Annotated in this window: 18 protein-coding genes and 1 other RNA gene; 2 read left to right on the top strand and 17 right to left on the bottom strand. The window is 49.8% G+C overall.

From position 1 onward, the window contains the following. Window positions 1-9: 9 nt before the first annotated feature. Complete coding sequence (locus CGZ75_RS17915) at window positions 10-3,666, bottom strand: S-layer homology domain-containing protein (protein ID WP_245850906.1); 3,657 nt, start codon at window positions 3,664-3,666, stop codon at window positions 10-12. A 246-nt stretch (window positions 3,667-3,912) separates the two neighbouring features. Here CGZ75_RS17915 and CGZ75_RS17910 point away from each other — a divergent pair, with 246 nt between their 5' ends. Then, window positions 3,913-6,852 (top strand): histidine kinase, encoded by a 2,940-nt coding sequence (locus CGZ75_RS17910; RefSeq protein WP_089525574.1) that lies wholly within the window; start codon window positions 3,913-3,915, stop codon window positions 6,850-6,852. Beyond that, on the top strand, window positions 6,852-7,622 hold the full coding sequence (locus tag CGZ75_RS17905; RefSeq protein ID WP_089525573.1) for a response regulator: 771 nt from the start codon (window positions 6,852-6,854) through the stop codon (window positions 7,620-7,622). The genes CGZ75_RS17910 and CGZ75_RS17905 overlap by 1 nt, the downstream gene beginning before the upstream one ends. Window positions 7,623-7,817: 195 nt before the next feature. Here the strand turns inward: CGZ75_RS17905 and CGZ75_RS17900 are convergent, their stop codons facing one another. From CGZ75_RS17900 to tpiA, 16 genes are all read right to left on the bottom strand, one after another. Then, the gene (locus tag CGZ75_RS17900) at window positions 7,818-8,201 is read right to left on the bottom strand and encodes a retropepsin-like aspartic protease (RefSeq protein ID WP_089525572.1); all 384 of its coding nucleotides are present in this window, start codon (window positions 8,199-8,201) and stop codon (window positions 7,818-7,820) included. After that, on the bottom strand, window positions 8,198-8,455 hold the full coding sequence (locus CGZ75_RS17895) for a hypothetical protein (RefSeq protein WP_089525571.1): 258 nt from the start codon (window positions 8,453-8,455) through the stop codon (window positions 8,198-8,200). The genes CGZ75_RS17900 and CGZ75_RS17895 overlap by 4 nt, the downstream gene beginning before the upstream one ends. Before the next feature lie 480 nt (window positions 8,456-8,935). Then, window positions 8,936-9,133: a hypothetical protein gene (locus tag CGZ75_RS17885; protein ID WP_089525570.1), complete on the bottom strand. Its 198-nt coding sequence runs from the start codon at window positions 9,131-9,133 to the stop codon at window positions 8,936-8,938. 185 nt (window positions 9,134-9,318) lie between these two features. Beyond that, window positions 9,319-9,621: a plasmid pRiA4b ORF-3 family protein gene (locus CGZ75_RS17880; protein ID WP_089525569.1), complete on the bottom strand. Its 303-nt coding sequence runs from the start codon at window positions 9,619-9,621 to the stop codon at window positions 9,319-9,321. Window positions 9,622-9,724: 103 nt separating this feature from the next. After that, the gene (locus CGZ75_RS17875; protein ID WP_089525568.1) at window positions 9,725-10,570 is read right to left on the bottom strand and encodes an SWIM zinc finger family protein; all 846 of its coding nucleotides are present in this window, start codon (window positions 10,568-10,570) and stop codon (window positions 9,725-9,727) included. A gap of 15 nt (window positions 10,571-10,585) precedes the next feature. Further along, on the bottom strand, window positions 10,586-13,288 hold the full coding sequence (locus tag CGZ75_RS17870; RefSeq protein ID WP_089525567.1) for a DEAD/DEAH box helicase: 2,703 nt from the start codon (window positions 13,286-13,288) through the stop codon (window positions 10,586-10,588). A gap of 183 nt (window positions 13,289-13,471) precedes the next feature. Next, a complete protein-coding gene (locus CGZ75_RS17865) occupies window positions 13,472-14,902 on the bottom strand; it encodes a M56 family metallopeptidase (protein ID WP_089525566.1) in 1,431 nt (476 codons plus the stop codon). Next, window positions 14,899-15,258 carry a BlaI/MecI/CopY family transcriptional regulator gene (locus tag CGZ75_RS17860; RefSeq protein WP_089525565.1) on the bottom strand — a complete coding sequence of 120 codons (360 nt, stop codon included), beginning with the start codon at window positions 15,256-15,258 and terminating at the stop codon, window positions 14,899-14,901. The genes CGZ75_RS17865 and CGZ75_RS17860 overlap by 4 nt, the downstream gene beginning before the upstream one ends. Before the next feature lie 285 nt (window positions 15,259-15,543). After that, window positions 15,544-15,907, bottom strand: a transfer-messenger RNA (tmRNA) gene (gene ssrA, locus CGZ75_RS17855). 234 nt (window positions 15,908-16,141) lie between these two features. Next, window positions 16,142-16,627: an SsrA-binding protein SmpB gene (gene smpB / locus CGZ75_RS17850; protein ID WP_089525564.1), complete on the bottom strand. Its 486-nt coding sequence runs from the start codon at window positions 16,625-16,627 to the stop codon at window positions 16,142-16,144. A 217-nt stretch (window positions 16,628-16,844) separates the two neighbouring features. Further along, the gene (locus tag CGZ75_RS17845; protein WP_245850905.1) at window positions 16,845-20,729 is read right to left on the bottom strand and encodes a ribonuclease R family protein; all 3,885 of its coding nucleotides are present in this window, start codon (window positions 20,727-20,729) and stop codon (window positions 16,845-16,847) included. 164 nt (window positions 20,730-20,893) lie between these two features. Beyond that, window positions 20,894-21,124 (bottom strand): preprotein translocase subunit SecG, encoded by a 231-nt coding sequence (gene secG / locus CGZ75_RS17835; RefSeq protein ID WP_089525563.1) that lies wholly within the window; start codon window positions 21,122-21,124, stop codon window positions 20,894-20,896. A 233-nt stretch (window positions 21,125-21,357) separates the two neighbouring features. After that, window positions 21,358-22,122: a sugar phosphate isomerase/epimerase family protein gene (locus tag CGZ75_RS17830; protein WP_089525562.1), complete on the bottom strand. Its 765-nt coding sequence runs from the start codon at window positions 22,120-22,122 to the stop codon at window positions 21,358-21,360. Between the two features lie 256 nt (window positions 22,123-22,378). Beyond that, complete coding sequence (gene eno / locus CGZ75_RS17825) at window positions 22,379-23,674, bottom strand: phosphopyruvate hydratase (protein ID WP_089525561.1); 1,296 nt, start codon at window positions 23,672-23,674, stop codon at window positions 22,379-22,381. A 161-nt stretch (window positions 23,675-23,835) separates the two neighbouring features. Continuing rightward, entirely contained in the window at window positions 23,836-25,374 is a 1,539-nt protein-coding gene (gene gpmI, locus CGZ75_RS17820) for a 2,3-bisphosphoglycerate-independent phosphoglycerate mutase (protein ID WP_089525560.1), read from the bottom strand. A gap of 1 nt (window position 25,375) precedes the next feature. Further along, complete coding sequence (gene tpiA, locus CGZ75_RS17815; RefSeq protein WP_217900088.1) at window positions 25,376-26,095, bottom strand: triose-phosphate isomerase; 720 nt, start codon at window positions 26,093-26,095, stop codon at window positions 25,376-25,378. Between the last annotated feature and the right edge of the window lie 51 nt (window positions 26,096-26,146).

Below are 26,146 nucleotides of genomic sequence, written 5' to 3'. Positions count from 1 at the left end.
CTGCCACCACTATTCCTTCCAATTTTCAATTCCAGTTTCAAGCTGCTCGAACGAATGCGGAATCGAAGCTTCCATGATGTCTACATAATTGCTGTGATCTTCCGGAATATCGGTCCATTCCGGTCCAACCTTGATATCCCAAGGTTTACGATCCAGCAGCCCATTAAGGATTCTAATGACCTCTAATCTCGTAATGGATTGATTCGGATTGAAGTTCTTCTCCGTAAAATCCAACAGCATACCTTGCTTCTGGGCCGTTGCGATGGCTTTTTCAGCCCAGTGTCCAGCTACGTCCGTATATGTGCTCCCCTGTGCGGTGTCCCATTGGTACACATTCATGAGGATCTGCGCGAATTCCGCCCGAGTGATTTGTTTCTTCGGCTTGAAAGTCTTGTCGCTGAATCCGACCATCCATTCATTGTTGGATGCAGTCGTGATCGCATTCGCAGCCCAATGTTTTGCACTTACATCCGAATACGATACTTTGTTAGAGTCCGCTGCAGATGTATACAAACGGGACAAGATTGCAGCCATCTCCGACCGGATAATTCCTCGATCCGCTTGGAAAGTATCATCTGGATATCCAACCATGTAAGCACTATGATCGCCTGTTGCCTTCACTTTCGGCTTTGTAGAGAAACTGAATTCCACGATCGTGTCTCCGACATGGATGAGGCCGTCTTTAATAAAGCTGTCATCCCCAAAACGCTCTTCACGCTTATCGGCACGACTGTCAAAAATAATGTAACCATTCTTCTCACCTGTAAAGTAGTAATCACCATCTGCGTAAACCATCCAGCCGTATTGACCGCTGGTTGAGCTAATCTGTGGGTTGTGATTTTTGTTCGGCGCAAAATCCGGAAGCTCAGGAAGTTGAACAAGCGTTCCCGGCACTCTGCCTTTGGAACGATTCAGTTCCGTATCCGCCCAATACAATTGCATATTTACTCCTGCAACAGGCTGATTTGTCACCTTATCGAGAATAGTACCATATGGATCGACCAGATCAACCGCTAACTTTGCCTTTCCATTGCTATCAACAGTTAGCTTACCGGCAGGACCCGCCAGCTTCTCTCCGTTAGGCGCAAACACGTTCAGCGACAAGGTATATTCGCCAGATGGGAGTTGCGGAAGCGTAAAGCTGCCGTCTTGGTTCATCACAATATTCGGCAGATTCAGCTTTTGGCCGTTTGCTGATATTATTTCCCCTGACACTTTCAAGTTGTTTCCGACGAGCTTCGTAATGATCTCCTGAACGACCTTGCCACCGTTCGCTTGGTCCGAAACAATGACTTCCGGTTTCATTGTAGGTGCAGGCTGTTGTACAACATCCGTATTTCCTGTAGGTGGAACTTCTACAGGTGGGACTTCAGCAGGCGCGTTTGGTTTGATAGTAACTACATTGGACATGCCTGCATATGGACCCGATTCCACGTTTAATCGGAAATAGTAGGTTTCGTTACTCGATAAACCCGCTAACGTTGCACTTATTGCAGCAGCATCCAGCGTCTCCAATGGGCTAACCGGTCTAAAGGTAGTTCCATCCGTAGATTGTTCTACAATAATGCTCGTTGCCCCCGTCAAAACAGGGAAATTCAATGTCACTTGTTCAATGCCTGCAACGGCCGACAAAGTGGTGATTGGTTCCGAAGGCGAGGCATCGACCACATTGGACACGCCTGCATATGAACCTGATCCCACGTTCAATCGGAAAGAGTAGGTTTCGCCGTTCGTTAATCCGGTTAAGGTTGCACTTGTTGAAGCAGCATCCAGCATCTCCACCGGGCTAACCGGAGTAAAGTTGGTTCCATCGGTAGACTGTTCAACAACGATGCTCGTTGCCCCCGTTAGAGCAGGGAAATTCAATGTCACTTGCTGACTGCCTGCAACGGCCGACAAAGTGGTCAACGATTTTGAAGGCGAGGCATCGACCACATTGGACAGACCCGCATATGGACCCGATCCGACGTTCAGTCGGAAATAGTAGGTTTCGCCGTTCGTTAATCCGGTTAAGGTTGCACTTGTTGAAGCAGCATCCAGCGTCTCCACCGGGCTAACCGGAGTAAAGTTTGTTCCATCAGTAGATTGTTCAACAACGATACTCGTTGCCCCTGTTAAAGCAGGGAACTTTAATGTCAATTGCTGATTGCCTGCAACAGCCGACAAATCGCCTAAAGGAGCTGGGTCAGCTGCTTTCACATAAACCGTAAATGTCTTCTCGCTTGTAAGTCCGTCTTTGGTGATAGTTGCCGTCAAGGTTACATAAGTTCCCGATTGAGCGATTACCGGCCTCTTCACGGTTCCATCTGGCGCGATGACCGACGGCTGGTCAGAGGACCAGACGGTGGTTACGCCATCGTCTTGTTGTAGCGTAAGATTGTTTTTCACCGAGTTTTTCGTTTCTCCGGGCTGATACCGGATATCGGTTTTGTCCTCTGCCTTTTCAATGGCTAGAATACCATCTTTATAATCTGAAATGAGTTGGTTCGCGATTCGATCAGCAATTTCTTGAATGATATCCGTGCTGGACTTATTGGAATTAACATGTTGACCGCCGTTTATAATGCCGTCGATAAACGTTTGGTCGATGCTCTCATACGTGGCGCTGGTTACTCCAATATATTGTGCGCCGCTCCTATCGAACGACTCCGTCAGTTTGGATTGATTCGTTCCCCCGTCTAATTCTCCGCGAGGGTCATCGTTAATGTTCACGATATAACGCAGCGGCGACGTTCCCCAATTGATCTTATCCGCGGCTACATCCAATGGCTTGCTCGAAGTCGAAAACAACTTCATATTATCAAATGCAAAAATCGAGATAATCCCGCAGCCATGGCCTATATGGCTAACGATCGGACCGAATTCATTCCCGTAAACATCCGGAAGGGTTAAATTTCGAATGATTTGGTCACCATTATCCCACATGTTCAACGTCGTATCCGTTGCGACGACTTTAATGCTGTGGTGAGTGGATGCCCCTTTCGAGAAATTTCCGATTTGGGTAACGCCTGGCATGGAACTCAAAGCTCTTCCCGTCTCATTATGTAGTGCGGTTGCGTCCACACCATCGATTTTATATACTTTGACAGCACCTTGAACATATAAAATCGAATAACCGCTTAATTTTCCGTTGCCGTCGATCTCCGTATTAAATAGAAAACCGCCGCCTTCCATGCTGTGGTAATCCACTTTGGATTCATCCATGTCGAAGGTGATGATTTTTTTGCCTGAAGGGCTTCCTTGCGTCAGCATGAAATCCTTATAAGCAGGTGAGGTATAGCCATAGAAGGTTAACGTGTTGCCTCCATTGGAAATTTGAACATGATTATAATCGGGGGTTTCAACCATCGGAGGGGTAGCTCCAAAACCACCATTTTTTATATACCAGCTGTCATATCCGTTATGCACATAAGTCGTATCCGTTACCGTTGTCCGGTCTGCGCTCGCGTCCATGATCGACACATATTTAGGATTTACGCCTCCCGCTACCAGCTTAGCTTTAACAGCATCATTCAATTGGCTCTCAAAATCACTAGAATCATAGACACTCGTTCCGGAATTATAGTAAACCTCTGCTACCGGCGAGAGCGCATATGCCATCGGCATATTCGTAATAATTAACAGCGTTGCCACTATTATCGAGATTATCGTTTTCGTTTTTTTCAACTAATTCACCCATCCTGTAAGTTTAGTAACCCTATGACAATCTACACCGACCTGTGACCCCTTATCCCATAATCATGAATAAATAAACTGTGCTACAACACCCTCCAACGAAGTATATTGTAAAAATTGCTAATTCCAACATATCAGAAGTATCTCTCAAATATCTCTCAAATTCGACATCTGTCGACAGGTAGATTTTTGAGAGATCATTCCCCTATGATAGTATCCATAGGGGTGTGACTATGTATGAAGAAACTAATTGGTTATCTGGGTGCAATATGCGCCTTAATCGCCATTCTCTATATCATTTTTAGCGACCAGGACACAGGCGCCGTCAAAATCAAAGCCGTAGACGGCGTACTTAACTTGCAAGAGCTCAAGGATTCACCGTTTGTATCGTTAGCTGGCGATTGGAAATTTACCGCCGAAGCTTTTGTCGACCCGACTGAATTTAATGGTGAAGCCGATCAACTGCCGGTACCCGGTCCTTGGGCGTCGGATGTCGAGTGGGGCTCCTATCAGTTAATCGTATACCTGCCCGACTACTGGTCAGATGAGCTTGGTCTCCGCGTTCGAAATATTTGGTCCGCCCACACCATTTACGTCGATGGCATACCCCTCTCAAAAATAGGAACAGTGGCCGCAACCAAACAAACGACAACCCCGGACAATCCTTCCTATGAAGCCTATTTTAAACCGGGCAGCCGACAGCTCCTTCTTACCATTCATGCATCCAATTTCTACAACACGAGAGGCGGCATCATCCTGCCGATCGATTTCGGCGACGCCGAGCAGATGAAGGAAGACGTGCAGCGAGATCTTTCCCTGGAGTGGACGGCCACCTTATGGTTGCTTCTTTTCAGCATGTTCCATATGACGATCTACTTGTTGCGAACGAAGGACGAAGCCTTCTTGTATAGTGGGCTGCACTTTCTGCTGTTGGCGTTGGTCATTGTCCTGCGAGGAGAGCGGTTATTCATTCGGGAGTTCCCGTCGTTTCCCTTTGAGCTCTATTTTCGCCTGCAGGACACCGTTACCTTCCTGGCCGCCATCTTGCTCATTGTCTTTATCGTTAAAATGATTCCTTCCATTATGAGTCGAAAGACGATGTTTCTACTTTTTCTGCCGATCCTGGTCTATGCATTCTTAAATGCGGTGCTCCCCGCCAGAACAATATCGGTTACGCAGTATCCGCTCTTGTATTACTTCGATGCATTAATCCTAGGCATTATTATTCGCATCTTCTATTTGACGCTAAAAAAGCGAATTAATATAAGTAGAAATGAAGCCTTCATCCTTTTATTGATGCTTCTGTTTCTAGCCGTATTCGCTATAAGCGCTTCATCGGATAGTTTATTCTTCACAGGGCGGAACCACATGAATCGTATTGGATTTATTGGGTTTCTCGTGATGATGAATGTTTTTCTTGGCATACGTCTGATGAACCGGGCTGAGGAATCAGAGCAACTTAGCACCAGACTGCAGAAGGCAAACGATGCAAAGGATGCTTTCTTGAAAGTCACGACTCAGGATTTGCAAAGGCCTCTGCATGATGCCATTCATCTAGTGGGGGCGATTACCCGGGAGCCCAGTCGCGAGAAGCAAGCGGAGCAATTGTACTTGGCTGAACAGCTAATGGGGAACATGGTGTACTTATTGAGAGATCTGCATGATTTTACCCGCATTCGATTTGATGATTACGCGATTCAGCTTAAATCCACTAATCTTCGGATGGTCATCCTCCATGTCATTCAACTGATGCAGTTTACCTTCACGAAAAAGAAGATCCTAATCAACGAACAGATTCCGAAACAGCTTTACGTATGGGCAGATGAGCAGCGTTTGACGCAGGTATTCATCCGGATTATGACAGAGATCTCTCACGATACCACAGAAGACCGACTGACCATTGAATCTATGCAGGTCGGCACGGATGTCCTGCTTCGAGTGACGTCTGCCGGTGAATCAACGTCGACGAATCGGGATCGCCCGCATTCTTCGGGGCTCATGATGACGGAGGAACTCATTCAACAGATGAACGGAGGCATCACATATGAACATTTACAAGGCGAAATTCGCTTTACGGTCACACTAGCTTTTAGCGAATTTAAAGATCCGGTTACCGTAACCGAGCCTGAATACAACCTACAATCTGTGGTGCATGTGGAAGATCGGGCGTTAGGAACGCTCTTGATTGTCGATGATGACGCGATGCATGCGGAAGTCATGAGGGACATGCTGGGGGATACCTACACGGTGCGAATCGCTTATACGGCTCAAGAAGCACTTGAGTATTATAGCAATCATCCTGAAATCGCGATGATGATCGTAGATGATATCATTCCTGGCGACATGAATAGTTTGGAATTGCTGCGGCAAATCCGTACCCAGGCATCCTTAATGGACCTGCCGATCTTAATGATGATTTCTTCCGAATATCCCAGACATATTGAGATGATTTTCGCTGCTGGCGCTAATGATTATTTACTAAAGCCTTTTTCCAAAGAGACCTTAATGGCTCGCTTGAACGCCACAGAACAAACGAAGCAGTCTATGCTGAAGGCGATCCAGTATGAAATGGCATTTCTGCAAACCCAAATCAAACCGCATTTTCTCTATAACGCGCTTAGCAACATTATTGCCTTCTGTTATACGGATGGAGAGCGTGCAGCTCATCTGCTAACGATGCTCAGTTCTTTCTTGCGTTATATATTTGAGACGAGCCGGGATGGACAATTCTCTACCCTCCAGAAGGAAATGGAGATTATCGAGGCCTATGTAGAGGTGGAAAAGGCTAGATTTGGCGAGCGGTTGACCTTCGCTAGTGACATCGATCCGTCCGTTGCCGTGGAGCATGTTCGGATTCCTAGTCTGCTCCTACAGCCTTTAGTTGAGAATGCGATTCGCCACGGCCTATTCGATAAGGAAGGTCCAGGTCACGTTCAGGTCACCGTTTCCTTGCACGAATCCTTCTTAAACATATGCGTCGCCGATGATGGCGTAGGCATGTCCGCCAGGCAGTGCGCTCAGTTAATGAGGGGAGCGAATGCCAAGACCGGAATCGGCTTTACTAATGTTCGTCGGCGCGTCCATGATCTCACCCAAGGAAGCCTGGAGATTAACTCGTCGCCGGGCAATGGAACAACCATTCAAATAATGATTCCCCTGAAGGAGGGACAAGAGTAATGTGGAAAATCATCATCGTGGAGGATGAGAAACCGATTCTAGGCCTGCATGCCAGATTGCTTGAAACGTATGGCCCCTTTCAAGTTGTAGGCTGCTTCGAATCGCCGTTCGATGCGCTGCAGGAAATTCCGAAGCTGGAATTGGACGCACTCGTGCTCGACATTGAAATGCCAAGAATGACGGGACTTCAGCTTGCTCAGAACTTAGTGGAGAACGGTATTGACGTACCTGTAATCTTCACGACCGCTCACCAACAATATGCCGTACAAGCCTTTCGCGTGCAAGCCCTGGATTATCTTTTAAAACCGTTGACCATGAATATAGTGAAGCAACTTGATGAACGCCTTCAGAAGTATTATGGGCAAAGACCAAAGCTAGCTCATAAGAAGGAACTCGATGTTCAGTTATATGGAGAAGCATCCGTTATGAAAGGAGAGCAGCTTGTGAAATGGCCTACCCGTATAACGGAGGAGTTGTTTTACTATTTGCTCCTTCATGAAAATAAATTATGCCAAAAGTGGAGAATTATCGATGATCTTTGGGCGAACGTGGATGAAAAACGTGCGCTTTCTAATTTGTATAATACAATTTATCGGATGCGTCAGCTGTTTATGGAACTTGATATTCCCATCGTCATCGAACGAATGAATGATGGTTATATTATGAATACGAATAATAGCATCGTAATGAAACCAAAAGAGAGGCCGGATGCCCCTCTGCTAGAATCCAAAGGATATCTGTGGGCCTATGGTTGGGAATCTGGATGGTAACATTCTCATGCGGCTATGGCTTTGCATGCGACGGCTCCGAGTGGAGAATGAAAAGGCTCGGCCTGTTTTTATCTGGGGAAAGCAAAAATCCATAACCGGAATCGGTTATGGATTTTCATGATGGAGGCGAACCGTGGTTATGTAAAACCACAATTCGGCGGAGTGTGATGTTTGGGATGCAGCGTAACATCAAATTTAAGAAAAAGAGCTAACAGTCATTTCATTGGTATTAATCACTAGGCCTGCTGCTTTCATAAAATCAAATCCAATAATACCTTCAATCTCTAGACCATAATCCATGCTCCCAATCTCGACCTGAAATTGTGAAATGGACTGCCCATCGAAATGAATGGCATCCAGAAATTTAGTGTATACATACTCCACTCCGCCTACTCCGCGAATGGTATCAACAATATCATTTTCTTCAGGAATGATTCCGATATCTCCAACCAAATCGGCGTTAAAAAGCGTACTTGCCGAGCCTGTATCAAGCAGCACTCTGCTTAATTCAAGCTCTTTTCCTCTGAATTCAATTGTGATCTTAACAAAAGGCAATCCGTATTCTTCGATTAAGTTCATCTCAGACCTCGGATTCCAACATAGCGTTCCCTCGCTACTAGCTCAGCACGGGATGTGTGAAAGAAACAATATTCACGACCTGGCTCTTGCCGATGCAGTTCACTGTAGCGGCGGAGTGCTGCTGTAGAATCAGCAAACGTGTCGATTACAACCACTTCCTCAATGTAACGATGTCCTCTTTCCGAGTGAGCCTTCGTAGCCTCCAAAACAACCCATTCCTCTGGAAACCGTTCCTGTACTTCTTGCCAGCGCATTTCTCCACCTCCAACAATTTTCATTATATTTATTGTAGCATTATTGTAGCTGTAAGAAATAGTAACCTCACCGAACCCCTGTCCAGTATTAAAAGTTGTGGTTTTTTTATAGGGACAAAGGTTCGATTTTTCGAGGGAATTCTCCCCCTGTCCGAAGGCTACGTCACACAGGCTCTACGGGTGTAGTTACAGATTTGATATTACCTGATCATGTATAAGCAATCAGAGCGTTTCTTGACCAGGCAGGTAATGACTCCATACAATAGGTCAGCTTGCCCTCCATGATTTCAGCCACAATGGAAGGCTCGAATGTATTATCAATGATAACGTCATGATCCATAACGAAAACGAATATCCTTTTCTGCAATCCAATGTCCACCCTGCTCGACCCGAGAAGCTACACGGTCTATAAATTACAAGCTAATCGTGCTCTTGCCAGCCCCGTTGGTACCCGCAAAAACCGTCATAATGGGTCGGATATTATTCACTATATTCTAACTCCCGCCGATTGCCGGTTGCATCAAAAACGATCTCCAACTTGTTCCCTTCTGCATCTTCCCGGATACGTTTGTTGTTTTTTATATAGTAAATGGAAGCACCTGATGCTTTGGCTTGCAGACGGGCATATTGATTGGCTTTATTCAATATTCCCTGGAGCTGTTCTCGATTGGACAACATCTTGACCCCTCCAACTTCGTTATTTACGAACATTATATCATAATCAAAAGAGCCATCATCCAGTTAACTGGATGATGGCTCTTTTGATTACATATGGAGGCGAACCGTGGCTGTGCAAAACCATACTTCGCCGGAGTGTGATGGTCAGGATTTCTAGCCAATTCACATAACAAATTCAAGTTCAGCTACGATTCAGATTCATCATCCTCATCGAAGAAATCGCCGTATTGATCAGGCGCTTTTCCTTTCGAATCCAGGAGAGCAGGGAGCTTCATTCCTCTCAAGTCCCCATCTTCTAAATATTGAACGATGAATCTCCACTCATCACCATAATCGAATAACAGCAACATCTTCTGTTTAGCTGTATGGAATACCTTGCTAACCTTCGCGTTCTTCACACCGGGGAAATTCATCTTTTCGCCCATATCGGCAAATAGCTCGTATCCTTCCTTCGACCGGGTCCAGCTTTTCAGCAGCAGCCAGATCATACAAGCTGGCGTTCTCTTGAACTGCTATTTTGCGGTAAGGTTTTCCTCGAAAAGCTCCATACCAATCAGTCAAGATTAACTTAAAAATTTTTCCAATATAAATTCAATCCTTTCGCGGCGAGACGTCAGCCGTCTTGTTCTTGGGCGGCCTGCCTCTGCGCGGCTTGGTCGCCGCATCGGCAGCACTACTGCCTGCACGAGTTCTCGTCGGTTCCTGTTCCATGTCCAGATCAATCCCGAAGGTACCCGCTAAGTCGCCATCCTCCATCACTCTGCGGCCGCGCCGTCCGTCTTTGCCCAGCATCGTTTTCGACTGCTCAGCAAGCGAGGCCGTAATCAGCTCGTCCATCTTGACCGTGCGCAACTCGAAGAACAATGCAGCATTATCGTCGAATCTTGCGCCAATCCCATACAGCACAGCGGCCACATGTTTGCACATCACCGCATAGTCAGGACAACTGCATGAGAATTGAATGTCCTTAGGCGAGGGAAACAAACCTGTGCCTTTCGTCTTGAACAGATCCGACAAACCCTGCGGAAACTTGCCAGCGACCAGTTCTTGCAGCGAGTTGATTTTGCCTGAGCACTCCTTGACTATACTCTTCCACATCTCATTCGAAAGTGGAGTTACTTTAACCTCAATTTTATAAGGTTTCGACGAGCTGCCTTGCACAAGCGCCGCTACCTTGCCTTGTACAACTTGAAGATCAAGCACCGCACCATGCCTGACATAGCTGCGCCCACGAGCAATCCGATTGCTGTAATCCGCATAACTTTCCAGATTCGAGCACCATGCCTTGCCCCACCAGGTTGCCGCAATCATGCGCCCAGAAATAACGATCGGCCACACCTTGTTATCTTTTTTCTTCAGCTTTTCTACCGCAGCAGCCGCCCGACGTTTCTTTTCCTCCACTGGCACATACTCCGGAAAGTCATTGTAGAACGCCATCGTCTCACCTCCCTGTTACGACAGCCGCATCAGATCCAGCAACTGGCCGTTATCCATCTCCGTTATCCAGTTCTCCTGAATGTCGGGCACAATCTCATTGGACAATCGAAGCTTGTCCGTAATGATTTGGTCGATCTTTTCCTCCACAGTGCCTTGCGTAATAAATTTGTGGACAATTACATTCTTCTGTTGGCCGATGCGGAAAGCGCGATCCGTCGCCTGATTTTCCACTGCGGGATTCCACCATCTGTCGAAATGTATAACATGATTGGCCGCTGTCAAATTTAGTCCTACGCCGCCCGCTTTAATAGAAAGCACCATAAACGGCACATATTCCTTGCTCTGAAAAGCGTCTACAAGCTCTTTGCGTTTGCTCACCTGCGTCTCGCCATGCAGAACAAGCCCTTTATGCTGAAAAATCGGCTCCAAAAACGCTCGCAGCGATTCCGTAATCTCTTTGAATTGTGTAAAAATAAGCACACGTTCACGCTTCTCATAAATCGTTTCGCATATTTCACGCAGACGCGCATACTTCCCGCTATCCTGTTCGGCATAAACCTGCTGCCCCAAATACTGATCCGGGTGATTGCAGATTTGCTTGAATTTCATGAGCGCCGCCAGCACCAATCCTTTGCGTCCAATGCCGTCCTCTGTCGATTCCAGCTTCGCTTGCAATTCCTTGACCAGCTTATTATATAGCACCACTTGCTTTCTCGTGAGCGTGGCATACGTTTTCATCTCAATTTTGTCCGGCAGGTCCGTGATGATCGTACGATCGGTCTTCAGACGCCGCAAAATAAACGGACTAACCACCTGCCGCAGCCGCATGTAGCCCTCCACCGATTCACGAAGTTTACGCGTAAAGGAGGTAAACTCCTTCGCCGTGCCAAGCAGCCCCTTGTTCAGGAAATCAAACAATGACCACAAATCGCCCAGCCTGTTTTCGATCGGCGTGCCGGTCATCGCTACTTTGAAGGAGGCATTCATTTGCTTCACCAGCTTTGTCTGCTTCGTTCCTGGATTTTTAATTGCCTGCGCTTCATCAAGAATGAGGGAATCCCAATGGTGCTGCTGCAGCCATTCATACTTGGCAAGCATCCCATAGGTCGTAATGACGAGCCCTATATCCTCTGCAAGCGCGTCCGCTTCCTGAATATTTTTATTTACGGATGGGTGACAAACATAATAGTGCAGCGACGGCGCAAACTTGTCCAGCTCGCTCATCCAGTTGCCGATAAGTGAAGCCGGTACAACGAGCAGCGCCCTCTCCTTGTTTTGCATACGGATGTGGTTGAGCAACGCAATAATTTGTACCGTTTTGCCCAGACCCATATCATCAGCGAGACAAGCGCCAAGCCCCAGCGTCTTCATCAAATGAAGCCAACTGACACCCCTTGTCTGATAAGCGCGCAGATCGGCTCGAAAATCGTCTCCAGTTGACACCAGCGCCTCAATCCGTTCAGGCTGACGCAGCTCACTCATGACCGATTCCAGCCATTCCCCGTTCGTCACCTCTACCTCTACTTCTACCTTATCAGGATCAACCTGTAACGCACGCTCCGATTGCAAATGAAGCTGCATCGCCTCCACAATGCTGATCCCAGAACCTCCAGCTGCTTTGGAGGCTTGCTCGTAAGCATCGAGCGCCTGCTGCAACCGTTTGTGGTTAACCTCTACCCATTTTCCCTTAATGAGAGCCAGCCCTTCTTGCTCTGCAAGTAATTGCCTGAGCTCATCCGCCGTAAAAACGTCTCCGCCGAGCCACAGCTCGGCTTGAAAGCTGAGCAGCGCCTCTCTATTCAAGCGGGAAGGCTCACGATCGCCTACACTTACGTTCAGCTTGAGCGAGTTCGACTTGCTTCGCCACCATTTGGGAATTCGGCACATGATGCCCGCTTCCTCATATTGAATCACTTCACGAAGAAACGTATACGCTTCCTCGGTTGTTAGACCAATCGGATAAAATAAATCGCCTGAATCGACCAATTCACGGATCAAACTACTGCTTTCCGCCGCGTGATGGACAGTAGACAGCAGTTCGAGCAGCTTGCCGCTATTCTCGCCATATTCCACAAGCGCCTGTTTCAGCGGCAAATGGCGCGTCTTGCCCTCCGCCTGTTTCTCCGAGGCATACGTGGATAGAAATGAAAAGGGATATTCACTCCCCTCCTTGCTCTCTACCATATGGAAATAAACACGGCCAGTTGGCTGCACATCAGGACAGTTCGTCGCAAACCACTGGGACACAGTACCGCTATATTGATTCAGACTTGATGCCAGCCCACGATGCAAGCCGTTCCAAATCTCTTCAATAAATCCCCTGTTTAAGTATTCGCCTCCGACAAAAAACGGCGCTCCTGTCAGCCATCGTTCTACATCCTCATCCTCCAGCGGAATCGTCGCATCTAACCGTAAGCGCTCCATTTCGGGATACCGCGCAACTCCCTTAATGAATGCCGCCCCAATACGCCGCAAAAAACGAAGCGATTCAGACCATTGATCTGAAAGCTGCTGCGTCAAGGAAAGCGCCAGTAAAAAATCATCCGGGTGTTGGCGGTACAGCTTATACAGCGAATTATGAAGCAACAATTCAGCGGTATCTGCTTCCGTCTGTAAATCTCCGCCCTCCCAATCCAGCTCATATTGCTGATCCGGCAACAGAACAACAATAAGCTTCCGCTGATTGACACTGCCTGCTAGGTTCGGTTGTTGAAGCATACAGCAATTGCCCCCTCCAACTTCGTCATTTACGGACATTATATCATAATCAAAAGAGCCACCAACCAGACAACTGGATGATGACTCTTTTGATTCACTACGTATGGAGGCGAGCCGCGGGTATGCAAAACCACAATTCACCGAGCGTGATGCTACAGATGTATGGGGAGGTGGGTTTTGTTGCTATTCGTTAAAGGGTAGACTGTCTAAACGATCGATCAGTTGCGTCAGGCTAGTTTCGTCTACAGCATAATGCCGGACATCCTCTCCAAGCAGTTTGTCGGCCTGTTCTCTTGTGAACGTAAAGCTATACGTTGCGCCATCATATTGACCTGTGTTGTCATCAATCGAGGTGGTAATACTACCGACATTATCAATCAGGCTTAAGAGCAGAATGGAATTACGGTAAAAAAATTCACCGCTTATTGCCCCCTCCTTTTTTACATAAGAAGAGTCATTCATTAAATAATTGATGGTCAATCCATAAGGCTGAGCCTTCGTTTGAAGTTCAATCCCTTTACCTTCAAAACCTATTGGCATGGGCATTCCACTAATAAGACCGCCTACCTTCCCATGATTACCCACATAAAGTGTTTCGTTCTTCATAAGCTTATCCATATTAAATCCGGAATAGGATGGCTGCGACGATTGCTGTAAAGGCTTAGGATTGGCTGTACATCCTACAACCAAGGCTGCAATAACGAGCATAGAGCCTGCGACGATCCAAGAAGGGGGCTGACGGTAAGAGAGAATATTTTTAATTCTTGCCTTAACATTACTCTCTCCAAAGGCAAGCGGACTACCGGATAGTAACCCGCTTTTGCTTTCTGAAAGAGAAAGCAAGGAGGTTGAGTAGCTTCCTTTAATCTGGTGGCCCATCTTGCTCACGACACGCTCATCGCAGGACATTTCCATATCTTTACTCATAAGCGCATAAGACAGCCACATAAGCGGATTAAACCAATGGACGATAAGTATCATAAACGCAAAAGGTTTTATCAGATAATCTCGTCTCATGATATGCGTCTGCTCATGCAGTAAAATGTAAGGCAGCTCATGCTCATTCATCCTGGTCGGAATGTATATTTTCGGCTTTAAAAAACCGCAAACAAAGGGCGTCGCAATCTGGTCCGTCTCAAAGATATTATCCTTGACGAGGGTTGCCGTTCGGACGCTAGCCAGTATTTTCAAGTACGAAATAACGCTGTAAAGAAGGAGAATGGCTGCGCCTGTTATCCAGACTACACTTCCGATCCATATGATGATTTGCATAGGATTTGCGCTTGCCACCGGGTTAGCAGCTGGAAGTGTTACCGAACGGCTTATCCCACTAATTCCAGCGTCCACAACAGGATTTAACTGCATCCCAATATCATGTGGCACAAACTCCATGAAACCTGTTCCAGCTTTGGCCTGGGGCTGCACCAGTCGTAATATACTGAAGCTTGAAGTGAAACTAACGGGGATGACCAGTCTGATGATTACGGCCGACCATAGGATATAGGAGAATATTTTAGGAGCGCGCCTCAACAGAAATCTCCCCATGATAACCACAAGTGCCACGTAGCTTGCCGTAATGCTCATATTAAGGATAATAAGAAACAGATTCGTCATCTGGTTGCCTCCTCAATAATCCGCTTCAACTCTGCAGCTTCCTCCTCAGACAGTTTCTTTTCATCTAAAAAAGCGGTTAAAAACTGCGGCAGGGACCCATTAAAGGCTTTTTCAACAATCGTCTGACTTTCGTATTTCTGTGCATCTGTTTTTTTAACAATGGCAGTGACTGTTGCTTCCTCGTTCTTAAGAATTCCCCGCTCACACAGCTTTCTTAAAACGGTATAGGTTGTGGACTTCTTCCAGCCAAGCTTTGTCTGGCTTAGCTGTACAAGATCTGTAGAATTAATGGGTTCATTATCCCAAATCAGGCATGCAAATTTGTATTCGGCATCGAACAATTTGTACGGTTCCATTATGATCGCAGCCCCCTTGATCTTAATAGGTTTATTAAAGTAAACCCTGTTGATAATGAGTTTATTGCAGTAAACCTCCACTTGTCAAGATTCGGATACGCAGTTATTGAATACTAATGGAGTGGGGAAATTAGCTGCTGGCAGAATGGAACATTCCTGAGATCAAGAAGTCCATCGAAGCTATGTAGGGAAGATCATCGTTTACCAAGAGCATCTGGAGCTCATACAGAAATTGCACGAAATAGAAAGAAAAAATCCACAACCGGGATCGGTTGTGGATCTTCATAATGGAGGCGAGGGGATTTGAACCCCTGTCCGAAGGCAACGGCACACAGGCATCTACGGGTGTAGTCACAGTTTTGATGTCACCCAGGCCGACGCCCCGTAACCGGCTGCGATCTGGGTCAGCCTGATTGTCTTCTTCAGCACACCCCAGGCGGAGATGTGACAGCGTAGCCTACTAAGAGTGAGCCCCTACATCCGGCACATAGGCGATGCTGGAGAGAAGCTTAGCATACAGTTTCTTAGGCTGCTGCTAAAGTTGTACGTTGGTTGCCATTTAATAGGCTTTAGCGTTGATAAAGCGGACGCGTCCCCACTACCCGCAACCCATGCTCGAACTACCCCCGTCGAATCCATAAACGCCCCCAGACAGATCCGTCCTGTCGGTGCATGCACCTAAGCTGCAGCAGCCGCGCGGCGGTTCCGAAGCGCAAGGACTGTGACGAGCAATTCCGCACAGCATTGCAATAATCAAAGCCAACGTAACGAGTTAATAAACTTAGTATACCACAACTCACCCCGCAATTGCGAAGCAATGAATGGGAGAGGTGAAGTACTTTGGCGATAAAGGCAATGTAATACAAGGTGATGTTAAGTAATACTAGCGTATAACCTTCTGTTTCTCACGAAGCACACGTTGAATATCACGCTGAGCATCTCTTTTTGCAGCCGTTTCGCGTTTGTCATATTCCTTCTTACCTTTGCCCAAGCCGATTAGAATCTTGGCGAAGCCATTGCGCACATAAATCTTGAGCGGCACGATGGAGAAGCCCTCTCGCTTGGACTGCCCGAAAAGCTTGGCGATTTGCGGCTTATGCAATAACAGCTTGCGCGCGCGTGTCGGATCGGTTGGATTATGCCGATTGCCTTGTTCGAATGGGCTGATATGCAGGTTGTGCAGGAAAATCTCACCGTTACGAATCGTTGCAAAGGAATCATTCAGATTCGCTCGTCCCGTGCGAAGAGACTTGATCTCAGTACCCATTAGCACGATTCCCGCTTCAAAGGTCTCCTCAATGAAATAGTCATGCCGCGCTTTTTTGTTCTGAGCGAGCGGTTTTTGGGATTGGTCTTTGTTCTTGGCCACGAAAGCCGCCCCTTTCTATTAGTAAAGGTTCGTGTTCCTAACGCTATTGTAAAGGATGAAGAGCTACCAAGTAAAATCTGGTGTTTAACGAAATGAGGATTCGTTAGAACAATGAGGGTAGAAAATAGGGGACTGCCCGCTGGCAATCCCCATGATTTATTTCTGAATCTCTAGCGGAGTTACTCGTTAGAGTAAGTCCTCCACTATGTTGAAAAAGTTACTCCGCTCCGTTTCCACCTTGACCGCCATTTTGCGGAGCGTTGTTCGTGGCATCAGCATTGTTCATGCCTGTGTTACTTCTGGCGCCTGCATTGCTATTCACACCTGCATTGCCGTTGGTGCCTGCATCATTGTTCACACCTGCATCGCCGCCACTCACTGGCGGAGCACCTGCGCCGCCTTTGTTCTTCTTGCGGCGGGAGCGGCTACGCTTGGAGGCGCCGCCACCCTCTGGTGCTTCTGCTGGCGCAACGGAAGCGCGAGCTTCCGCGTCCATATCGCGGAACAGATCAGCGATATCCGCTCGCGTCACTTCGCGAATGGAAGGCGCCGTGCTGCTGCCTTTGCGGCGCTTGCGCTTAGCCTTGGCACCGCTGGACGCCTGCTCCTGGCCAGCAGCAGGCGCTGCTGCTGCAACTGAGTTTACGTTGTCCGTGACGGCTGCTCCGCTAATGGATGGTCCGCGACCACCTTTCGGACGCATGCCGCCGCGTGACGCATTGTCTGGGGTTGCCGCTCCGCGACTGCGGTTGCGGTCACCAGATGGCATGCCTGGACGTCCGCCTGGGCGATTGCCCATGCTGGATGGAGGGACTGGAAGTCCCCACATGTCGGTACGCTTCGAGCTCTCAATCTTGCTGCCCTCGCGCACGCTCCACGGATTGTCATCCCGTACATTCGGGATGTCCTCCGGCATGCTGCCCCGCCAACCGTTGGGGCCAAACCCGCTGTCGCGGCGGCCTCTACCGCCGCCGCCTCCACGCTGGCCGCGCCCGGCTGCGCCTGGGCCGCGCCCACCGGCTTCGCCGGCTCCGCGTCCGCGCTGCTGCGCCACGCTCGGACGCGCGCCGCTCGCCGGCGCTGCCGCCGGCCCGCCGCTCGGCGCGGCGGCCTTGCCGTCCCCGCCGGCTGCGCCGCCTTGCGGGCTGCCGCCGTTCCGGCCGGCAGCCGTATCCTTGCCGCGGCGCCCTTTGGCTCCGCGACTTCCCCGGTTCCCACGCGCTCCGCCCCGTTGGGCGGCTCCGCGAGAACCTCCTTCGACCATCGCGAAATCAATCTGATGGTCATTCATATCTACCCGCTCCACGCGTACTTTCACCTCGTCTCCGATGCGATACATGTTGGAGGTGCGTTCACCGATGAGGATCATCTGTTGATCGTCAAAGTGGTAGTAGTCATCGCTCATATTACTAAGTCGAATAAGACCTTCTACCGTGTTCGGCAGCTCCACAAAAATTCCGAAGCCGGTCACGCTGCTGATGATGCCCGTGAACTCTTCTCCTACTTTATCGAGCATAAACTCGCATTTCTTAAGCTGATCCGTATCCCGCTCGGCGTCAACCGCAACACGCTCGCGCTCCGAGGATTGCTGCGCAATATCCGGCATACGGGCGGCAAGCGCCTCCTGTCTGGAATCAGACAGTGCGCCTCCGTTCTCCAGCACCTCCCGGATAACCCGGTGGATGACCAGATCCGGATAACGCCGGATTGGCGATGTGAAGTGGCTGTAATACTCTGCCGCCAGGCCATAGTGGCCAAGACTCTCGGCGTCGTAGCGTGCCTGCTTCATCGAGCGAAGCATCATGGTGGAAAGCACCGTTTGCTCCTTCGTGCCCTTGATCTCCTCAAGCAGCAATTGCAGCGCCTTCGGATGGATCGTGTTGTTTTTGCCCCGAACGGAATAACCGAAGTTCGAAGCGATCTGAATGAAAGTCATCAGCTTTTCGCTATCCGGATTCTCGTGAACCCGATACAGGAAAGGCACCTTCAGCCAGTAAAAATGCTCGCCGATCGTCTCGTTGGCCGCCAGCATGAACTCTTCAATGATCATTTCCGCGACCGAGCGTTCACGCTTGATGATCGCGGTTGGCTTGCCTTCATCGTCGACGAGAATTTTGGACTCTTGGAAGTCAAAATCAATCGCGCCGCGCTTGATGCGCTGCCGACGAAGCTTCATCGCAAACTCTTCCATGAGCTGGAAAGTTGGGACAAGCTCCGCGTAACGCTCCAGCAGCTCGGCCTTCTCCGCACGGCGTTCTGCACGGGCTTGACGCTCTGCCGCCTCGCGAACAGCACGCTCTTCAGCTGACTCTGTCGGTTTAACGACATCAGCATCCGTTGCGAAAGCATCCAGCTGTTCAAAATCTTCCGGCCGAGTACGAACCTTCTCACCTTTGCTGCCGCGCTTGTTGTTGATGACAGGTTGAGCTTCCTGAGCCAGCCAAGGATTGGGCGGACCGGAACGGCTTGGACCACCGGCCCCCGCTCCACGAACCGAATTCGGAACGTTGTCGCTGTTTTTCTCAGCTTGACCCGCAGACCCGCTTGATACCGGTCCCTCAACAATATCCCCCTCGTCATCCGAGGCGAATTCTTCATCGGTGTTTTCACCAGGGCTGCCAGCGTCTCCGCCGGGAATGATCAGCCCCATATCGGAAGGGCTCTGCAATCGCTCAGGCCGTGTTACCGTGCCGTCTTCCAGCATCTCATCCTCGTCATTCGCCAGAGGAAGATCTTCTTCATCCGTCAAATGCCGAGGAACGCCGCCATCATCATCAGCGGTGATTGTACCCATGCCGCCTGGAGGCAGCTTTTCGGCTGGGACGCTCAAGCTCGGATCGAACTCGTCCTCATCCGAATGAGCAAGCTGCTTAGAGCCGGTAAATTGCACCGGAACTCCGGCATTTTCATCAGCTACGTTTGCACCAAGAAGCTCGTCCGTCTCTTCCAGCTCATCTGGAGCGAGAATTTTACGAACATTGGTGTAAGACATCCGTTCCTTAGAGCGAATGACACTTGTGAAAATGTCATGACGCACACGCTTCAGCGTGTGAGCGTCGAACTCCATCTCGCAGCTCATCGTCAAACGATCCACTTTAGGATGAAGGGAACAAATTCCGTTCGACAGGCGATGCGGAAGCATCGGAATGACCCGATCCGTCAAGTAAACGCTTGTCCCACGGCGATAAGCTTCCTGATCCAGCTCAGAACGCTCACGGACATAATAACTAACATCCGCGATATGGACGCCAAGCAGGTAATTTCCGTTGGGCAGCCGCTCGACGTTGACCGCATCATCAAGATCTTTGGCATCTTCGCCATCAATCGTAATAATTGTCTTGCCGCGCAGATCGCGCCGGCCCTGGCTGACGATTTCTTCCTCCGTGATGGAGTCGGGAGCCGCTTCTGCTTCCGTAACGACCTCGTCTGGGAAGCTCTCCGGCAGCTGATGCTTGCGGATGATGGATAAAATATCAACACCGGGATCATTCCTGTGGCCGAGCACTTCAATGATCTCGCCTTGAGCAGCAGCCTTGCCTTCAGGATAGTGCGTAATCGTGGCCACAACTTTCATGCCCGTGACAGCACCACCGAATGAACCTTGCGGGATAAAAATATCCCGATTGATGCGTTTGTCATCTGGAGAAACAAAGCCAAAACTTTCATGGCTTTCGAATGTGCCGACCAGTTGCTTAACAGCGCGTTCGACGACACGCACAACTTGGCCTTCCATGCGTCCGCCGCCGGGACCGCGCGTCGTAACACGCACCAGAACCGTGTCGCCGTTCATACCCGTGTTGAGCTCATTAGCCCCCACGTAAACATCCGGATGAGTCTTATCCTCAGGCAATAGGAAAGCAAAGCCCTTGGCATGAACCTGTAACCGACCCCTGAGCAGGTCCATATGTTGCGGGAGGCCGTAAGTGCCGGACTCGCTGCGAAGAATAGTCCCTTTTTCCTCAAGTTCAGTCAACAGCTTCAAAAAAGCCTTGAACTGGGATGCATTGTCAATGCGAAGTTGCTTTTCCAACTCTTGATACGTCATCGGCTTGTACGCCGGCTGGTTCATCAAGTCGAGCAGTGATTGTTGTTCGATGGTCATGTTCTCCTTCTCACCTCGTGCCTTTAGACCGTCCTAAACTGGTAGATCCAGCCACTTCTATCTCCCTAGTAGTATACACGAAATCCGGCATCATCAACCGCTGTCCTTCCAGAATAAAAAGAAAAAGCGGGGATGCCCCCGCTTCATCGATGCTTTATTCTGTGCTATTTCAGGTAAGCTACCAGGAGAGCCACAATGAAAAATCCGGCAGCCAGTCCGATAGTCAGACGCTGCAGGAACAGGTCCAGGCCGCGGGCTTTCTGCTTGCCGAACAAATGCTCTGCTCCACCGGAGATCGCTCCGGAGAGGCCTGCGCTCTTACCTTTTTGCAGCAGAACAACCGCAATCAGTCCGAGGGAAAAAATCACGAGCAGAATCTTAAAGAAAATATCCATGCGTAGGTTACCTCCCAGCCTTCGTACAGCCTCCCGGCTGCCTGCCGCTATGAGTTTTGCACATGCATGCCGTCTCCTGCAGCCAGCAAGCGGCATGCATGGGCAAAACAGAATCATAAACAGCTTTTTCTACTATACCATAAGCTCCACGACAGAAACAAGCGTGGGCTTTTCCGTATAAATGGTAAGGGACCGGATCATCCGGCCCCTTACATTGCGACTGTGCATTTCGATTAGAACCCTTTACTACGCAAGTAATCGAGACTTAGCTTGGCGCTCTCCAGCGATGAGTTGGCGAACTCTTCTTGCTCAACGAAGAAGTATTGGATTCCTGCTTTTTCCGCAATCGCAAACACTGACTCGAAGTCGACAGAACCGCTGCCCACTTCGGTATCGCGGCGACCATCTCCAAAGTCCTTCAGATGCGCGATTGGCGTTCTGCCGGCATACGTTTTCAAATAGTCCGCCGGGGAATGGCCAGCCATATGAATCCAGCCCACATCGAATTCCATGATTAACAAATCAGCCGGCAGACGCTTCAACAGCCGGTCGATGAACGGTTGACCATCTACTTTCTTGAATTCGAAATCATGGTTGTGATAACCGTAGATCAGACCGGCATCCTTCACCTGACGAGCGGCCTTCTCCAGCGTTGCAGCAAGGCTCTCCACATCGGACAGCTCCGGATTTTCCGGCAAAGGAGCCCACGGCGTCACAAGATACTTTAGACCGATCGCCTTCGCGTATTCGATTTGTACGGCGAGATCAGCCTGCATTTTAATGGGATCATTGAAGTCAAGCCCTACATGCGCAGAAATGGCCTCAATGCCTGTCTCCTTAAGCACCTTGTTCAGATCTTCTGAGCTCGTATTGAAATATCCTGCGAATTCAACATATTGGTAGCCCATATCGGCCACTTTGCGGATTGTACCAAGAAAGTCTTGTTCCGTTTGGTCGCGAAGTGTATATAGCTGCAAGCCAATTTTAGGTTTTGCCATGCTTGAACACCGCCTATTTCGTAGGGTTTGTCTATCTTGTCTAAGTATAACGCTCTCATGGTAGCGCTTGCTATGCCGGTTTTTGTGGCGTTTGTTTGTGATTTTGGCATTACAAAAAAATCCTGTCCGCAAAAATGCGGACAGGATAAGGTTTTTGCGCGCCGTATGACGACAGCTAACGCATATAGATAAGTCCCGCGTGCCGTATGACGACAGCAACGCTAAGGACTCAGCGCCGGATTACTCCGGCAAGGGCTTATTTTTTGAAGCTTTTGAGGTTGTAGAATGCGCTGCGGCCAGCGTATTGAGCTGTTGAGCCAAGTTGGTCCTCGATGCGAAGCAATTGGTTGTACTTCGCTACGCGGTCCGTACGGGATGGAGCGCCGGTTTTGATTTGGCCAGCGTTCGTTGCTACAGCGATGTCAGCAATTGTGCTGTCCTCGGACTCGCCGGAGCGATGGGAGATAACAGCCGTGTAACCAGCACGTTTCGCCATTTCGATAGCATCGAACGTTTCGGTCAGGGAACCGATTTGGTTTACTTTGACGAGGATGGAGTTACCTACGCCTTTGTCGATACCGTCACCAAGACGCTCCGTGTTCGTTACGAACAGATCGTCGCCAACGAGTTGCACTTTGCCGCCGAGCTTGTCGGTAAGAAGCTTCCAACCATCCCAGTCATCTTCGGAGCAGCCGTCTTCGATCGTGATGATCGGGTATTTGTCTGCCCAGCTTGCAAGCAGGTCAACAAACTCAGCGGAAGTGTAGGATTTGCCTTCGCCCGTGAGGTGGTACTTGCCGTCCCTGTAGAACTCAGTGGATGCTACGTCCATACCGAGGAAGACGTCAACGCCTGGTTTGTAACCAGCACGCTCGATAGCGGAGATGATCGTTGTGATCGCCTCTTCATTGGAGCTAAGGTTAGGAGCGAAGCCGCCCTCGTCGCCTACAGCTGTGTTCAGACCTTTGTCCTTCAGAACGGACTTCAGGTTGTGGAAGATTTCTGCGCCGATACGCAGAGCTTCCTTGAAGCTTTCAGCGCCAACTGGCAATACCATGAACTCTTGAACGTCCACGTTGTTGTCAGCATGCTCGCCGCCGTTGATGATGTTCATCATTGGAACTGGCAGCACTTTAGCGTTGAATCCGCCCAGGTAAGTGTAAAGTGGCACGTCGAGAGCGTCAGCAGCAGCGCGAGCTACAGCCATCGAAACAGCGAGAATCGCGTTTGCGCCCAGCTTGCCTTTGTTGTGCGTTCCGTCAAGCTCAAGCATTTTACGGTCGATCAGCACTTGGTCAAGCGCGTCGAGGCCGATGACTTCCGGAGCGATCAGCGAGTTAACGTTCTCTACTGCTTTCAGAACGCCTTTGCCGAGGTAACGGCCTTTGTCGCCGTCGCGAAGCTCTACAGCTTCGTAAGCACCAGTGGATGCGCCGGATGGCACGATTGCACGGCCTTTGCCACCGGATTCCAGGGATACTTCAACTTCAACCGTAGGGTTACCACGGGAGTCCAGCACTTCGCGTGCGTATACGTCAACGATAATAGACATGTTTTTAACACTCCTTGTTCGTAGTTGGGTTGCAAGAGACGTCAAGTCCCCCTGCGTGTAAGGTTCGCTACCAGTATACCAGTAGCAGGGCTCTAGTACGAGCCCTGCGAATCGTGTGCAGCCGCACCATATGACAAAATGGTGGTTTCCTGCGCTCTTATTTACGCTTTGTTGATGAGCGAAGTTCCAGTCATCTCGGCTGGTTTAGGCAGCTCCATCAGACCAAGCAGCGTCGGAGCGATGTCGGCAAGAATGCCGCCTTCGCGCAGGGTAACTCCTTTTTGAGTCACGATCAAAGGAACCGGGTTTGTCGTATGCGCCGTGAACGGGCGTCCGTCCGGTCCGATAACCATGTCGGCGTTGCCGTGGTCAGCCGTGATGAGGACAACTCCGCCTTTGGCGAGCACAGCGTCAACAACGCGACCCATGCACTCATCCGTTACTTGAACAGCCTTGATCGTTGGCTCCAGCATGCCGGAGTGACCGACCATGTCAGGGTTGGCGAAGTTCAGGATGATCGCGTCATGCTTGTCGGAGTTGATCTCGCGAACAGCGGCGTCAGCCACCTCGTAAGCACTCATCTCCGGCTGCAGGTCGTAGGTCGCAACCCTAGGGGAGTTGATTAACACGCGCGTCTCTCCTGGCAACTCTTGATCGCGGCCGCCGCTGAAGAAGAACGTTACGTGAGGATACTTCTCCGTCTCGGCGATGCGCAGCTGCGTTTTGCCCTGCTGCACGAGCACCTCGCCGAAAGTGTTGTCCAGGTTTTTCGGTTTGTAAGCGACGAATCCACCAACCGTTTCGCTGAACAGTGTCAGGCAGACAAAGTAAAGGTCCTTAGGCGCATTGTCGCCACGCTCAAAGCCGCGGAAGTCTTCGTTCATGAACACCTGGGACAGCTGGATGGCACGATCCGGACGGAAGTTGAAAAATACTACTGCGTCCTGAGATTCCACGAGTGCAACCGGCTGGCCGTCCGCTTCCGTGATGACCGTCGGCATGACGAACTCGTCGTATACCGATTTCTCGTAGGATTCGCGTACGGCAAGCAGCGGATCCGTGTAGCGCGGTCCATCGCCATATACCATGGCGCGATAGGATTTCTCCACACGCTCCCAGCGCTTGTCGCGGTCCATGGCATAATAGCGGCCTTGTACCGTCGCGATGCGGCCGATGCCGAGCTCCTCGATTTTGGCTTGCAGCAATGTCAAATAGTTGACCGCACTGTCAGGCGCAACGTCGCGGCCGTCCAGGAAAGCATGGATATAAACCTGCTCCAGTCCTTCCTTTTTGGCCAGCTCCAGCAATGCAAACAGATGCGCGATATGGCTATGCACGCCGCCATCGCTAACGAGTCCGTACAGATGCAGCTTTTTGCTATTCAGCTTGGCATGCCGCACAGCGCCGATCAGCGTATCGTTATCGTAAAATTCTCCATCGCGGATCGACTTCGTGATCCGGGTCAGATCCTGATAGACAATGCGTCCTGCACCGATGTTCAAGTGGCCAACCTCGGAGTTGCCCATTTGACCCTCCGGCAGTCCAACTGCTTCGCCACAGGCTGTCAGCATCGTATTGGGATATTCCGCCATGAAGCGGTCATAGTTCGGCTTATGCGCCTGAGCGACCGCGTTGCCGACGATATCACTGCGGAGGCCGAAGCCGTCCATGATGATGAGTGCAACCGGTTTGGGAGCCATCTTACTTCGCCCCCTCGACGAGTGCGATGTAGGAAGCCGGCTCCAGACTTGCGCCGCCCACAAGAGCACCGTCGATATTCGCTTGACCCATGTACTCTTGAACATTGGCTGGCTTCACGCTGCCGCCGTACTGGATGCGCACAGCATCTGCCGTCGCTTGATCATACAGGCTCGCAACAACCTCACGGATGTACGCGATTACGTCCTCAGCGTCCCCTGCTGTGGAAGATTTGCCAGTACCGATAGCCCAGATAGGCTCATAGGCGATAACAGTTTTGGCTGCTTGCTCCGCGCTCAAACCTTTAAGACCGCCTTCGGTTTGCACTTTGCATACGTTTTTGGTTTCGCCAGCTTCACGCTCTTCGAGCTTTTCGCCTACGCAGAGAATCGGAGTAAGACCATGCTTGAATGCCGCAACGACCTTTTTGTTCACGATTTCGTCCGTTTCGCCGAAGTAAGCGCGACGCTCGGAGTGGCCAACGATAACATATTTCACGCCGAGATCAGCCAGCATAACGCCGGAGATTTCGCCGGTGTAAGCGCCATTGTCCTCGAAGTGCAGGTTTTGTGCGCCGATCGCGATTTTTGTACCTTTAGCCGCTTCGACGAGGGCTGGCAGGTTTGTGAATGGAGCGCAGATAACGCTCTCCACGCCATCTACTTCTGCTCCGCCTTTTACTTCATTGAAAAAGGAAACGGCTTCGGAAACGGTTTTGAACATTTTCCAGTTGCCTGCAATAATTGGTGTTCTTGCCACGATGATCGATCTCCT

The organism is Paenibacillus herberti, assembly GCF_002233675.1.
GTDB classification, from domain to species: Bacteria; Bacillota; Bacilli; order Paenibacillales; family Paenibacillaceae; genus Paenibacillus_O; species Paenibacillus_O herberti.
Note: the sequence above shows the minus strand (reverse complement) of the source record. Positions and strands in the feature narration are given on the sequence as shown.

What these genes read in the sequence shown, in the direction of transcription:
- CGZ75_RS17910 (WP_089525574.1), top strand. Translation starts at nt 3,913, where the DNA reads ATGAAGAAACTAATTGGTTATCTGGGTGCAATATGCGCCTTAATCGCC.
- CGZ75_RS17905 (WP_089525573.1), top strand. Translation starts at nt 6,852, where the DNA reads ATGTGGAAAATCATCATCGTGGAGGATGAGAAACCGATTCTAGGCCTG.
- CGZ75_RS17900 (WP_089525572.1), bottom strand. Translation starts at nt 8,201, where the DNA reads ATGAACTTAATCGAAGAATACGGATTGCCTTTTGTTAAGATCACAATT.
- CGZ75_RS17895 (WP_089525571.1), bottom strand. Translation starts at nt 8,455, where the DNA reads ATGCGCTGGCAAGAAGTACAGGAACGGTTTCCAGAGGAATGGGTTGTT.
- CGZ75_RS17885 (WP_089525570.1), bottom strand. Translation starts at nt 9,133, where the DNA reads ATGTTGTCCAATCGAGAACAGCTCCAGGGAATATTGAATAAAGCCAAT.
- CGZ75_RS17880 (WP_089525569.1), bottom strand. Translation starts at nt 9,621, where the DNA reads ATGATCTGGCTGCTGCTGAAAAGCTGGACCCGGTCGAAGGAAGGATAC.
- CGZ75_RS17875 (WP_089525568.1), bottom strand. Translation starts at nt 10,570, where the DNA reads ATGGCGTTCTACAATGACTTTCCGGAGTATGTGCCAGTGGAGGAAAAG.
- CGZ75_RS17870 (WP_089525567.1), bottom strand. Translation starts at nt 13,288, where the DNA reads ATGCTTCAACAACCGAACCTAGCAGGCAGTGTCAATCAGCGGAAGCTT.
- CGZ75_RS17865 (WP_089525566.1), bottom strand. Translation starts at nt 14,902, where the DNA reads ATGACGAATCTGTTTCTTATTATCCTTAATATGAGCATTACGGCAAGC.
- CGZ75_RS17860 (WP_089525565.1), bottom strand. Translation starts at nt 15,258, where the DNA reads ATGGAACCGTACAAATTGTTCGATGCCGAATACAAATTTGCATGCCTG.
- CGZ75_RS17845 (WP_245850905.1), bottom strand. Translation starts at nt 20,729, where the DNA reads ATGACCATCGAACAACAATCACTGCTCGACTTGATGAACCAGCCGGCG.
- secG (WP_089525563.1), bottom strand. Translation starts at nt 21,124, where the DNA reads ATGGATATTTTCTTTAAGATTCTGCTCGTGATTTTTTCCCTCGGACTG.
- CGZ75_RS17830 (WP_089525562.1), bottom strand. Translation starts at nt 22,122, where the DNA reads ATGGCAAAACCTAAAATTGGCTTGCAGCTATATACACTTCGCGACCAA.
- eno (WP_089525561.1), bottom strand. Translation starts at nt 23,674, where the DNA reads ATGTCTATTATCGTTGACGTATACGCACGCGAAGTGCTGGACTCCCGT.
- gpmI (WP_089525560.1), bottom strand. Translation starts at nt 25,374, where the DNA reads ATGGCTCCCAAACCGGTTGCACTCATCATCATGGACGGCTTCGGCCTC.
- tpiA (WP_217900088.1), bottom strand. Translation starts at nt 26,095, where the DNA reads ATGTTCAAAACCGTTTCCGAAGCCGTTTCCTTTTTCAATGAAGTAAAA.